The organism is Mycolicibacterium agri (assembly GCF_002553505.1).
Taxonomy (GTDB): domain Bacteria; phylum Actinomycetota; class Actinomycetes; order Mycobacteriales; family Mycobacteriaceae; genus Mycobacterium; species Mycobacterium agri.
In genome coordinates this window covers 22,246-34,616 of sequence record NZ_PDCP01000062.1, presented here as the reverse complement: position 1 = coordinate 34,616, position 12,371 = coordinate 22,246, and the positions used below count along the sequence as shown (strand labels likewise).

9 protein-coding genes are annotated in these 12,371 nt (G+C 61.7%); all 9 read left to right on the top strand.

Features of this window, described 5'->3' with window-relative positions; all coding sequences use genetic code 11:
- Positions 1 to 255, top strand: a 255-nt coding sequence (locus CQY20_RS25235; RefSeq protein ID WP_109789746.1) for an IS30 family transposase, incomplete at its 5' end; no start/stop codon positions are given.
- A 102-nt stretch (positions 256 to 357) separates the two neighbouring features.
- On the top strand, positions 358 to 4,773 hold the full coding sequence (locus CQY20_RS25230) for a type I polyketide synthase (protein WP_097942812.1): 4,416 nt from the start codon (positions 358 to 360) through the stop codon (positions 4,771 to 4,773).
- A gap of 11 nt (positions 4,774 to 4,784) precedes the next feature.
- Positions 4,785 to 5,792: an efflux ABC transporter ATPase subunit, DrrA-related gene (locus tag CQY20_RS25225; protein ID WP_097942806.1), complete on the top strand. Its 1,008-nt coding sequence runs from the start codon at positions 4,785 to 4,787 to the stop codon at positions 5,790 to 5,792.
- Entirely contained in the window at positions 5,789 to 6,595 is an 807-nt protein-coding gene (locus CQY20_RS25220; protein WP_097942805.1) for an ABC transporter permease, read from the top strand. The genes CQY20_RS25225 and CQY20_RS25220 overlap by 4 nt, the downstream gene beginning before the upstream one ends.
- Positions 6,595 to 7,461 carry an ABC transporter permease gene (locus CQY20_RS25215; protein ID WP_097942811.1) on the top strand — a complete coding sequence of 289 codons (867 nt, stop codon included), beginning with the start codon at positions 6,595 to 6,597 and terminating at the stop codon, positions 7,459 to 7,461. Before CQY20_RS25220 ends, CQY20_RS25215 begins: the two co-directional genes overlap by 1 nt.
- A 39-nt stretch (positions 7,462 to 7,500) precedes the next feature.
- Positions 7,501 to 8,757 carry a phthiocerol/phthiodiolone dimycocerosyl transferase family protein gene (locus CQY20_RS25210; RefSeq protein WP_097942804.1) on the top strand — a complete coding sequence of 419 codons (1,257 nt, stop codon included), beginning with the start codon at positions 7,501 to 7,503 and terminating at the stop codon, positions 8,755 to 8,757.
- Between the two features lie 112 nt (positions 8,758 to 8,869).
- Complete coding sequence (locus CQY20_RS25205; protein ID WP_097942803.1) at positions 8,870 to 9,730, top strand: class I SAM-dependent methyltransferase; 861 nt, start codon at positions 8,870 to 8,872, stop codon at positions 9,728 to 9,730.
- 159 nt (positions 9,731 to 9,889) lie between these two features.
- Positions 9,890 to 11,389: a cytochrome P450 gene (locus CQY20_RS25200; RefSeq protein ID WP_097942802.1), complete on the top strand. Its 1,500-nt coding sequence runs from the start codon at positions 9,890 to 9,892 to the stop codon at positions 11,387 to 11,389.
- A gap of 46 nt (positions 11,390 to 11,435) precedes the next feature.
- Positions 11,436 to 12,356 (top strand): SAM-dependent methyltransferase, encoded by a 921-nt coding sequence (locus CQY20_RS25195; protein WP_097942801.1) that lies wholly within the window; start codon positions 11,436 to 11,438, stop codon positions 12,354 to 12,356.
- Positions 12,357 to 12,371: the final 15 nt, after the last annotated feature.

Sequence of the window (12,371 nt, the reverse complement as noted above, 5' to 3'; positions counted from 1 at the left end):
GAGCTCGATATCTACTTCTGCGATCCGCGCTCGCCATGGCAACGCGGCAGTAACGAGAACACCAACGGGCTGCTGCGCCAATACTTTGCTAAAGGCACCGACCTATCAGTGTTCCCGGCCGACTACCTCGACTACGTTGCCGCCCAACTCAACACCCGACCCCGCAAAACCCTCGGCTGGAAGAAACCCGCTGAAGTCCTCGACGAGCTACTCTCAAACCCGCCAAAACCACCCGCTGTTGCATCCACTGCCTGAAATCGCCGAGGTTCGCGATCGAGCGCTTCAGCGTGCCGCGGCACGCCAACGCGCGGCGACGCGGCGCAGGGGAGGACAACGAGTGTGACTAACAGCAACCCAATTTCTTTGGCGCCCAACGCAGTTGCAGTGGTCGGCATGGCTGGAAGATTCCCCGGCGCCGATTCGGTGTCGACGTTCTGGGACAATCTGCGTCGGGGCGAAGAGTCGATCGTCGATCTGTCGGAGGGCGAGCTCATCGCAGCCGGTGTCGGGCAGAAGGCACTGGCCGCCCACTCCTATGTGCGGCGTGCGGCAGTCATGGAGAGAATAGACGAATTCGACTGCGAGTTCTTCGGATTCACACCGCAGGCGGCCCGGCTGATGGACCCACAGCACCGACTGTTCTTGCAGTGCGCCTGGCACGCACTTGAAGACGCCGGTTACGACCCGGCGCAGACCGAGGGTTCGGTGGGAGTGTATGCAACGAGTTCAGCGAGCGGATATCTGCTCTACAACCTTATGTCGCACCACGATCCGCGAACCGTTATCGGGCAAGGCGCCAGCTTCGACATGGTCAACCTGTCACTGCACAACGACAAGGATCACTTGGCCACCCGGGTTTCGCACCAACTCAATTTGCGCGGGCCGGCGCTGTCGGTTCAGACGGCGTGCTCGTCGTCGCTGGTCGCCGTGCATCTGGCATGTCAGAGCGTCCTGAACGGCGAATGCGACATGGCACTGGCGGGCGGCGCCTCGATACGAGTACCGCATCGCGTCGGGTACTGGCATGAACCTGGATCTATGGTCTCGGCCACCGGCCATTGCCGGCCGTTCGATGTGCGTTCGGACGGCACGATTTTCGGCAGCGGAGTCGGCATTGTGGTGCTCAAGACGTTGACGGCTGCCGTCGATGACGGCGACCGGATCCACGCCGTGATCAGAGGATCAGCAATCAATAACGACGGATCGACGAAGATGAACTACGCGGCGCCCAGCGCCGCGGGGCAGGCCGAGGCGATCGCCGAGGCGCATGTGGTAGCCGACATCGACGCGTCGACAGTGAGTTATGTTGAAACTCACGGAACCGGCACACCACTGGGCGACCCGATCGAAATCGAAGGCTTGCGACAAGCATTCGAGATATCTACGGCCAGCAGACCCGGCCCGTGCTTCGTCGGCTCGGTCAAGTCGAACATCGGGCACCTGGAGGCGGCGTCGGGCATCGCGGGCTTGATCAAGGCGATCCTGTGCCTGAAGCATCGAGCGCTTCCGGCAACGTTGCATTTCACCAGGCCCAACCCCGAACTTCATCTCGATCGGGGTCCGTTCGTCGTTCGGAGCGCGTACGGCCCTTGGGAATGGGACGGTGTCCGGCGCGCCGGGGTCAGTTCGTTCGGCGTGGGCGGCACCAATGCCCACGTCGTCTTGGAGGAGGCTCCGGCACTCTCCGTGCCTGAAAGCCAGCCCGGCCCACAGGTATTGTTGCTGTCCGCCCGCACTGTCGACTCCCTCAACGCGTCACGTGCCGCCTTGGCCGCCGCATTGTCCGGCGAAGACGTAATGCGGTTGCCCGACGTCGCATACACCCTCTCGCGGCGCCGCAAGGAGACCATCCGGATGGCCGCGGTCGTCGGCGACCAGCAGCACGCTGCGGCACTGCTGGGGTCCCTGGAGGACGACAATGTTTTCGTCGGTGAGTCCGTGAGAACCGACGAACCAGACCGGCAGCGTGTCGTTTTCCTTTTTCCTGGACAGGGTGCTCAGCATGCCGGGATGGCGCGCGGACTTTACGAGTCCGAGCCGGTGTTCGCCGATCATTTCGACCAGTGCGCCGCGGCTTTCGCAGATGAGTTGGGTATCGACCTGCGGGCGGAGGTTTTCGACGGTACCGCCCGAAGCCTGGAGCGAACCGACAGAGCCCAACCCGCGCTGTTCGCTGTGGAATTCGCGTTGACGAAGCTGCTCGACTCCTACGGCGTCCGCCCAGCGGCGTTGGCTGGACACAGCATCGGCGAGTATGTGGCGGCGGCCGTGGCCGGCGTCTTCGATCTCAGGACCGTCGCGAAGGCGGTGTCGGTACGCGCACGTCTGATGCACGCCGCATCCCGCGGCGTCATGATCGCGGTCGCACTGAGTCCCGAGGCGATCGCGGAATATCTCACACCCGACGTCGACATAGCGACGATCAATGATCCGGGCAGTTGCGTGATTGCCGGTTCGGAGAAGAGCATCGGCGAGTTCTCGGACCGGCTCGCCCGCGAGGGAATAATCGCTCGACGGGTCCGCACATCGCATGCGTTCCACTCCCGGATGATGGACCCGGTCATCCCCGAATTCACCGGCTTCCTGTCCGGGCTGACGCTTCACGAACCTCAGCTACCCCTGCTGTCCAACATCACCGGAACATGGATGTCCGCCGACGACGCGACGGACCCGTCGACATGGGCTCGACAGATTAGGGCCACCGTCAGGTTCTCCGATGAACTCGACACGCTGCTCGCCCATCCAAGCCGCGTCCTCATCGAAGTGGGTCCCGGTGGCAGCTTGACGTCATCGGCGATGCGGCACCCCAGATGGTCAAGCCAGCACCGCGCCATCCGGCTCATGCGTCACCAAGCGCAGAACCGGACGGATCGTGACACCTTCCTGCTGGGCCTCGGCCAGTTGTCGGCAGCGGGTATCGACGTGGACTGGACGCCGCTGTGGGCCGACCATCAGCCACGGCTCATCTCGCTTCCGGGCTATCCCTTTGTCCGCCAGCGGCACTGGATCGAACACAACGCCAACAGCGGGTGGTCACATGCCGCCCCGTCGACGAACGGGAAGGAGGCGGGCACGACTCCTACTGTCTCCGGCGACAGCCATGCGGCAACCGATGGCAAGTCGAATATGGAGACGACATTGCAGCGCATCTGGGGCCAGTGCCTCGGTGTTGACTCGATTGACCGGCATGCCAACTTCTTCGAATTGGGCGGCGATTCGCTGATTGCCATCAGCGTGGCCATGACCGCCGCGAATGAGGGTTTGGAGTTCACACCACAGGACCTGTACGAGAACCAAAGTGTCGCAGCGCTGGCCAAGGCGTTGACTGAGCGATACGGCGCGGGCGGCTTGTCCCGCATGTCGGTTGACGACCTGGCCCATCCTCCCATTCCGGCGAACATCGCGCACTTTCTCGACCGTGGATTGCGAGAGCCAGGTCGATGGCGCCTACCCGTGCTTCTGCGGGTTCGCGCCGATGTCGAGCTGGAAGACGTCAGGGCGGTGCTGACAGCCGTGGTGAACCACCATGACGCACTGCGGCTTCAGATTTCTCAGCGGGCGGGGATCTGGCAGCAGCACGTCGGCGAGCCGCAGGAGCTCATCGAATTGGCCACCCGGTCACTTCCCGACGGTCTCGTGTGCGGAAGTCCACAGGAGCGGCAGGAGCTACTCAAAATCCTTGACGAGCAGATCAACGGCCAGGACCTGTCGAGCCCGGCTCTTACCGCCGCATACATTCGCGGCGTGCCGGGTGGAACGTGCTACCTCGCCATCAGCATGTGGGCGATTGTCGCCGACAACGCATCCCGCGATGTCCTCCTCACCGACATATTGACCGCATTCGCTCAGCGCCTGACAGGCGATGATATTGCGCTACAACCGGTCGCGACGTCCTGGTCTGAGTGGTCGCAGCGCTGCGCCGCACTCGCAGCGCACCCGGCGGTCATCGAGAGTAGCGAGTTCTGGCTGAAGACCGCAGCGAGGGCGACCGTGCGCGTAGCCAGTTCGGATGCCTCGGAGCGTCCCCAGCCCGATGATCTGATGAGACTGCAGTCGACGCTCAGTGTCTCGGAAACCGCCGAGATCGACGACGCCCGCCGCAAGCTTCGGTCGCCGATCGACGAAATCTTGTTGGCCGCGTTGGGCCGGACGATCGCAGCCATTGTCGGTGCTGGCGCCGTGGCTGTCGACCTTGGCGGATCCGGACGGTCGGTTCTGAAGCCCGACGTGGATCTGCGCCGCACGGTCGGCTGGTTCACCACGATCTATCCGACGGTTCTGGACAGCGACCAAGATCACCAGTCGAGCGCTCGAAGAGTGTTGGATGACGTGCACGACTCATTAAAGGCGGTCCCCCACAACGGCATCGGGTACGGGTTGCTGCGGTACGTCTACGGGCCGACCACACACGTGCTAGGCGCAGTTCCACCAGCTGACATCTTGTTCTCGTATGTGGGCACAATTCCGGACCTGCCGCTGGTAGCAGCCGACGAAGCGCCGATACAACTGGACGGCGACACGGCCATGCCGGTGCGCGATGCACTGCCAGGTCTCGGACATGCGCTCGAACTTCGGGTGTACCGCATTGCCGGTGCGCTGCATGTGGACTGGTGGTACGACACACGCCGGCTCGAGCCGACAAGGGCCGAATCGATTGCCCGGCATTACCCCACCGCGCTGCTCGAACTCATCAGGCGGGCACTCGCAGAAGACGACGTATCGGCCGATGACGAGTTGGCTCTGGTCGATCTGTCATCGATGGAAAGCACCTAGGAGTCACGCGGATGCTGAGCACGCAGAGATCCGACACCGGTAACGCCGTTGTCGTCGAGGGGATCAGGAAGACCTTCGGTTCCGTTGTCGCACTGCATGACATAAGTTTCGAGGTGGCGCACGGCGAAGTGCTCGGCTTGCTCGGACCCAATGGTGCAGGCAAGACAACCATGGTCGACATACTGGCGACATTGAGCCGGCCGGATCGCGGCCGAGCGCAAGTTGCCGGGCACGACGTGATGTCCGATCCGGAGGGAGTGCGACGGTCCATCATGCTGACCGGTCAGCAGGTGTCCTTGGACGACATGCTCACCGGCCGAGAGAACTTGCAGATGTTCGGCAGACTTCAGGGACTCAGGAAGAAAGCTGCGCGCGCGCGTGCAGAAGAACTTCTCCACCAGTTCGATCTGGTCGACGCCGCGGCCCGTCTGGTCAAAACCTACTCCGGTGGGATGCGTCGACGTATCGACATCGCGTGCGGATTGGTGGTGCGGCCCGAAGTCGTGTTTCTCGACGAGCCCACGACCGGACTAGACCCGCGAAGCCGGCAGAGCATCTGGGACTTGGTGGGTGAATTCAAGAAGGTCGGCATCGCGACGCTGCTCACAACCCAATATCTCGAAGAGGCCGACGTTCTCAGCGATCGGATCGTCGTTATCGATCAGGGGAAGATCATCGCGCAAGGCACCGCTGACGAACTCAAGAAGCGTACTGGAGGTACCTACTGCGAAATCGTTCCCCGGCACCTCCATGATCTGACTGCGATGACAGAGGCCTTGAGTTGTCTCTTGACGCAAGAGAACCGCGCAGCACTGACGTCAGGCGCCGACCGAATCGCGATGCCCGCTCCCGACGGCCCGGCGACCCTGGCGCGTGTACTGACGCGCCTGGATGCGGCGAACATCGAGTTGCAGGACATCGCGCTGAGGCGCCCCTCGCTTGACGAGGTGTTCTTTGCACTTACTGCCGGCGACGGCCGCGATGCCTCCGCGACGTCGAACGGGAAAGTGCCGTCATGATGGATACCGCTGTACGGCCACAGACGTCCGCTTTTCAGCAGTGGTGGGTGCTGACGGTCCGGATGATCACGCCGACGCTGCGCAACGGCGAAGTCGTGACGTTGATCGCGGCAGCGATAATGTTCTCGATTGGTTTCTACCTTCCGCTCAAAGGCCTGATGGGCGGTTTCCCCGCTGGTATGAGCAGCTATGCGCAATATCTGATGCCGCTCATCGCGCTCAACGGGATCGCGTTCGCAGCCATATCGGCGGCGTTTCGATCGGCAACCGATTCCGTGCAGGGCATCAACCGCCGATTCAAAACGATGCCCATTGCGGCGCTCACACCGCTGGCAGCACGAATGTCGGCCAGTGTGTACCGCTGCGTGGTGGCGTTGTGTGCTGCCCTCGTGTGCGGTCATATCATCGGCTTCCGGTTCTATGGCGGTGTAGGCCACGCTGTGGGCTTCTGCCTGTTGGCGCTCTTGATCGGCGCGGTGACGTCGTTGCTCGGAGACCTCATCGGCGCTGCGAACAGCAATCCAGAGGCCACGGTGCCGCTGATGCTGGTACCGCAGATGATTCTCGGCCTGCTCTCGGTAGGTCTGCAGCCCATCGAACGGTTTCCCGCATGGATCCAACCCATCGTTCGGAATCAAGAGGTATCCCAGTTCGTATATGCGCTACGTCCTCTCGGCGGCGACAGCACACCGGCCGCCGGTGAGGTGACGTGGTCGGTGATGGGTCCGACGTTCGCGTGGCTCGCCGGTTGGATATTGATGCTGATTCCCCTCCATGTCTACATTGCCACCAGGCGCCGATGATGGTTGTTACGCACCAGAACCAGAACGGAGCGGTCATCACGGTGGCTGAAGTCGCCGTTGTTCGACATAAGCATCGGTGCGCCCCTGCGGAGAACTCGGTCGGTCAACTCCTTCGGCACACGTGGGTGTTCACAGGGCGTCTCCTACGTCGGTGGATACGTGATCGCACCACCTTGTTCGAGTCGCTGTTTATGCCGATCGCATTGCTAGTGACATTGAACATTGTTCTGGGGCGCGGTATTTCGGACTTAACCGGCCGTAGCGCGCTATATGGCAGTGTCCCGCTGGTTGCGATGGTCGCGGCGATGTCTGGATCGATGGTGGGCGGCATCGCGCTGATGCGCGAGCGCAGTGACGGTCTGCTGTCGCGGCTGTGGGTGCTTCCGGTGCATCGCGCGGCGGGACCGGTGTCGAGGCTAGCGGCAGATGCTGTCCGCATTCTGGTGACTACGGCGATCATTCTGTGTGCGGGAATCATCCTCGGTTTCCGGTTCCGGCAGGGCATCCTCCCATCGCTGGCTTGGTTGTTCGTCCCGATTGCGTTCGGGGTGGCGTTCACCGCGGTTGTCGTCACGCTGGCTCTCTACGCGGCCAACACGATTGTGATCGAAGGCACCGAGGTGATCTGGGGGCTGCTCATGTTTTTCTCGGTCGGCTTCGTTCCCCTCGAGCAGTACCCTCGCTGGCTGCAGCCGGTCGTGGAACATCAACCGGTCAGCTATTCCATCGAGACGATGCGCGGCCTGTCCGTCGGCGGCCCTGTGCTGGCGCCGATGGTCGCGATGATGCTCTGGTCGGCAGCACTCGTCGCCTTATGCGCTCTACCGATGGCCGTCGGATATCGGAGGGCCAGCATGCGCGAGTGAGTCATCAGGTCGTGGCCGCCACACGCCGAGGGAGGTTTCATGTTCGCATCCACAGTCATTCGCAAGCTCGCGCGTAGCGAGGAGATGTTCGCCGAAACCCACAATTTCGTGGGCCTGGGCGCCGAACTCGAGGGAGATGTCGATATCTCTGCAATGGCCGCGGCCTTCGACTCACTGCTCGAAGCGCAACCACTTCTCGGGGGACACATAGAGCGCGGATCCGACGGACGCCACCAGTTCGTCGCCGATGATCTGATCCACACCGGCCTGGAAGTGGTCAAGCTCGACGCTGCGTTTGTCGAACCTCCCGTACGACTTGATCAAAGTGAGTCGCTGGCCCGGCTCCGCTTAATCGCTCACGACGGGGGTGCACAGCTGACCTTGTACATCCATCACAGCCTGGCCGACGGTCATCATCAGTTCAGTCTCGTCGAGGAACTCTTCACTTACTACACGGCTCTGGTCTGCACCGGGCACGTCGGCCCAGTCACCGTCCGTTCAGCACCCGAGCCGTTGGAGATTGCGCTGGCCGAACGGCATATAGCAAAACAACGCCGGTCGGGGCTCGAGAGGTTCATGCCGGCCATGTTCGTCTATGACCTGCCTCCCTCCAGGCGAGCCGCTACAACAAGTAAACCGCCGTTGCCGCTGCAGGTCCCGGTGGCGCGACGTCGGCTGAGCGCAGCGCACACACACGCTTTGATCGCATTCTGTCGGGCAAATCGACTGCGCGCTAACGCAGTTCTGTCCGCAGCCATCTTGCTGGCAGAGTGGCAACTTCGAGATACACCCAACATCCCTATTCCCTACATCTATCCCGTCGACCTGCGATATATCCTCTCGCCACCGCTGTCTGCCACCGCCTGCACCAACCCGTTGGGCGTCGCAACATATCTGGCCGAAATCAACGATGACACCGACATCGTGGACCTTGCGCGCGATATCGCGGAGACGTTTCAGAGAGATGTGTCGGAAGGGGTGATCCAGCAGTCTCTACTTCATTTCAGTCCGCAATATGTCGGCAATGCGCCAGGGCTGCCTGATGTCGTGATGTTGACCGATACCGGTCCGGTCCCGGCCGTGCGCACACCTCCTGGACTGAAATTGACTGCATGCCAGAGCACGATGTTTTTCGCGGTGGACGCGGGAATCGACATCTACTTCAGCGGGATATTCGCCGACCAGATGTGGATCGAGCACCACTCGCACGCGCCAGCGCTGCAGAAATCCGTCGAGGCCATCCATTCGCTGCTCTGCGCGACCGCTGAGCAGCATGTGGCGAGGGGGGCCGGTTAGCGTGGGCACATCCACAACAGGAGGAAACTGGCGGAGTCGTATTCCTCTGGTCAATGGTTCAGAGCAGGGCGGCACCGAGACAATGAATGGCGCTCGCGATAGGGAAATTCCGATGCGCACAAGGGTTCCGGTCGATCTCACCGGCGCCGCGCAGACCATGCTGACCACTCTGTACCTCAAGGCGCTTGATGCTGACTTTGATCGTCCCGTGCTCGGCGACCGGTTCGCGAAGGATGCGGCGCACCTAATCGACTACGACTGGCATGAGATCGGAATCACCGGCAGATGGGCCCCACTGGTCACCGTGCGCACTGCCCAGTACGACATCTGGACGCGTCAGTTCCTGGCCGTGCACCAGCACGCGACGGTGCTGCATATCGGCTGTGGATTGGACAGCCGAGTTTTCCGGATCGACCCCGACCCACGTGTGCAGTGGTACGACATTGATTATCCGGCCGTTGTTGCCTTGCGCAAGAAGGTTTTTCCCCCGCGACCCTCATACCACCTCATTGCTGCGTCTGCGACGTCCCCGTCATGGTTACATGAGATTCCCGCCGACCGCCCCGTCCTGCTGCTTGCCGAAGGTGTCAGCATGTATCTCAAGCAGCACGAGGGTGTAGCGCTTCTCAGGCGCGTCGTCGATCGGTTTCCATCCGGCGAGCTCCAGATCGACTTCTTCAATTGGCTCGGTATCCGATCACAGAAAGCACAGACGCTGGTTCGGCGGTCTGGCTCGACGCTGCACTGGGCCGTCAATGATCCACAGGACATCCTGCGGTCCGTTCCCGGGGTCCGGCTCCTGGCCGCCGTCACGTTCTTCGAGGCGAGCACGTTCCCCCGGGCACCCGCAGGATTCCGCTCGATGCGAACTCTTCTTCGGACGGCGCCGCCCGTACGTAAGGCGCTGCAATACCACCGCTACGCCTTCGGGCCAATCCAATCTCCGGCGTTGTCGAGTCCTGTGGAGTTCTGAACCGTGGAAGGCAGACGCCATATTCTACCCGGCAAGCGAGTCCGATCGCCAGCGAATGATTCAGTGTTCTGCACGAAATATGCAGAGACTCAGTCATTTAGGCGAACGTCCACCACATACGTCCTAGTCTGATCTGGCCCGAAGCAACAAGGAAGCACCATGGCATCTATCAGTACCCGCCAATACCTGCTCGACCGGGCGCGTCGTCGATTTATTCCCACAATCAACAACATTCCTGGCATGGGGGTGCTGGAGAGGCAGGATCTCGCGCACGCGTGGAAGCAGAAGGTGCTGGCGGAACCGCCCGCCGGTAGCGGCCTGTCGCCTGTCATCGGAAATTCGGGCCTGCCGATTCTTGGCCACACTCTCGGGGTGTTTCGCGGGGGACCCGACTTCGCGCTGCAGCTCTACCGCAGATATGGCCCCGTGTTCTACTCCGCGGTGCCGATGCTCGGTTCCGTGAACGTTCTGGGGCCCGATGCCACCCAGGTCGTGCTCTTCAACAAAAACAAGGACTTCTCCCAGGCGGGCTGGCAGCCGCTCATTGGGCCCTTCTTCAACCGTGGACTGATGCTGCTGGACTTTGACGAGCACATGAATCACCGGCGCATCATGCAAGAGGCGTTCACACGGACCCGGCTGGCCGGCTACATCGAGCACATCGACCGGGTGGTGACGGCCGCGGTCGCCGACTGGCCGACCAACGATGCACGTTTTCTGTTCAACCCCGCCGTGAAGACGCTCACCCTCGACATCGCATCGATGGTGTTCCAGGGCCACGAGCCGGGCGCCGACGACGCCCTTGTCGCCAAAGTCAACGACGCTTTCACGATCACGACCCGTGCCGGGGGCGCGATCATCCGCTATCCCATCCCTCCGTTCAAGTGGTGGCGAGGGTTACGGGCGCGCAAGTTCTTGGAGAATTACTACTTCGAGCGGGTCACAGAGCGCCGCGATGCAAAGGCCACGGACATGTTCTCCGTGCTCTGCCACGCCGAGGACGATGACGGCAACACGTTCAGCGACGAGGACGTCGTCAACCACATGATTTTGTTGATGATGGCCGCCCACGAGACATCGACCTCGGCGACCACGACGATGGCGTACAACCTTGCAGCCCATCCCCAGTGGCAGGAGCGGTGCCGCGATGAGTCGGCGCGACTCGGGGATGGTCCTCTCAACATCGAGTCACTGGAGAAGCTGGAGTCACTGGACCTAGTGATGAACGAGTCGATGCGAATGGTCGCGCCATTACCGTTCGTGATGCGACAGACCGTCCGCGACATAGCTGTGCTCGGCTACTACCTCCCTGCCGGCACGCTTGTCATGGCCTGGCCGGGGATGAATCACCGGCTGCCCGAGCTGTGGAGTGAGCCTGACAAGTTCGATCCCGAACGATTCGCCGAACCGCGGGCCGAGCACAAGAAGCACCGCTTGGCATTCGCCCCGTTCGGTGCCGGGGCGCACAAGTGCATCGGAATGGTCTTCGGGCAGTTGGAGATCAAAACAATCATTCATCGCCTGCTACGTCGGTACCGGCTAGAACTACCACGGCCCGGCTACCAGCCCTGCTGGGACTATGGCGGGATACCTATGCCCACGGACGGCATGCCGATCGTGCTGCGTCCACTGGGGCACTCAGGGGACGCCGCTTCATGAAGACGCCCCCAATCCTGAATCGGCAACGCTCGACGGAGGTATAGGAATGGTCACGGTTCCGCGTCACATCGAGGGTGAGACTGCCAGCGCCCGACACCGTCGTTGGGTGAAAGAGTGCGGGCAGGTGGCGCGCGTACTGCTTTCGCGCTCCGACGGTTCGAAAACCGGTCAGATATACGACATCATCGGCACGCAAAACCTGTTCGGGGAAGAGTCGTTGTTCATCAACTTCGGGTACTGGAAGAACAATCCGACCACTCTGGACGAGGCCAGCCGAGATCTCGCGCGCCTGGTAGCGCGCAGTGCCGACTTCAACACATCTGACATTGTCGTTGACTGCGGTCCTGGCTACGGCGACCAAGACATGTTGTGGGTCAACGAGTTCGATATCAAACACATCACCGGTGTAAACGTTGCGGCCGAACAGATCGCCATCTCGACGCGGAGGGTGACCAACGCTGGTTTGGCGGATCGCATCGACTACATCCACGGGTCCGCCACCGACTTGCCGCTGGAAGATGAATCATGCACTAAGGTCGTCGCACTGGAATCAGCTTTTCACTTCCCGTCCCGCGTCGACTTTTTCTCCGAGGCGTTACGGGTACTCAAACCGGGTGGTCGACTGGTGACAGCCGATATCGTCCCTAAACGTACGTTCTTGAACAAGAGGTTCCGCAGGCAGGTTGAGCGGCGGGGCTGGCGAGGGGCGCCGCCCAAGGCCGTCCGCAAGGCCGCGGATGTCGCTGCCTACCGAGACTTGCTGCGCGAGACCGGTTTTGCCGAAGCGGAAACACGATCCATTGCGGACGATGTTTTCCGTCCGCTGGCGAGGTTTCTGGTCAAGCGAGTGTTTCAGCCTGAGATGAACTATGTGAATCCGGCTCTCCGAGCCTTTGTCCGCCCCGATAACTTCTGGATACACGAATGGCATATCGACTACATACTCGCGGTAGCGAAGAAGGCGTAACGGTACTCGTTGCTT

Coding starts and splice junctions, on each gene's coding strand:
- CQY20_RS25205 (WP_097942803.1), top strand. CDS start 8,870: ATGCGCACAAGGGTTCCGGTCGATCTCACCGGCGCCGCGCAGACCATG.
- CQY20_RS25210 (WP_097942804.1), top strand. CDS start 7,501: ATGTTCGCATCCACAGTCATTCGCAAGCTCGCGCGTAGCGAGGAGATG.
- CQY20_RS25220 (WP_097942805.1), top strand. CDS start 5,789: ATGATGGATACCGCTGTACGGCCACAGACGTCCGCTTTTCAGCAGTGG.
- CQY20_RS25200 (WP_097942802.1), top strand. CDS start 9,890: ATGGCATCTATCAGTACCCGCCAATACCTGCTCGACCGGGCGCGTCGT.
- CQY20_RS25225 (WP_097942806.1), top strand. CDS start 4,785: ATGCTGAGCACGCAGAGATCCGACACCGGTAACGCCGTTGTCGTCGAG.
- CQY20_RS25215 (WP_097942811.1), top strand. CDS start 6,595: ATGGTTGTTACGCACCAGAACCAGAACGGAGCGGTCATCACGGTGGCT.
- CQY20_RS25195 (WP_097942801.1), top strand. CDS start 11,436: ATGGTCACGGTTCCGCGTCACATCGAGGGTGAGACTGCCAGCGCCCGA.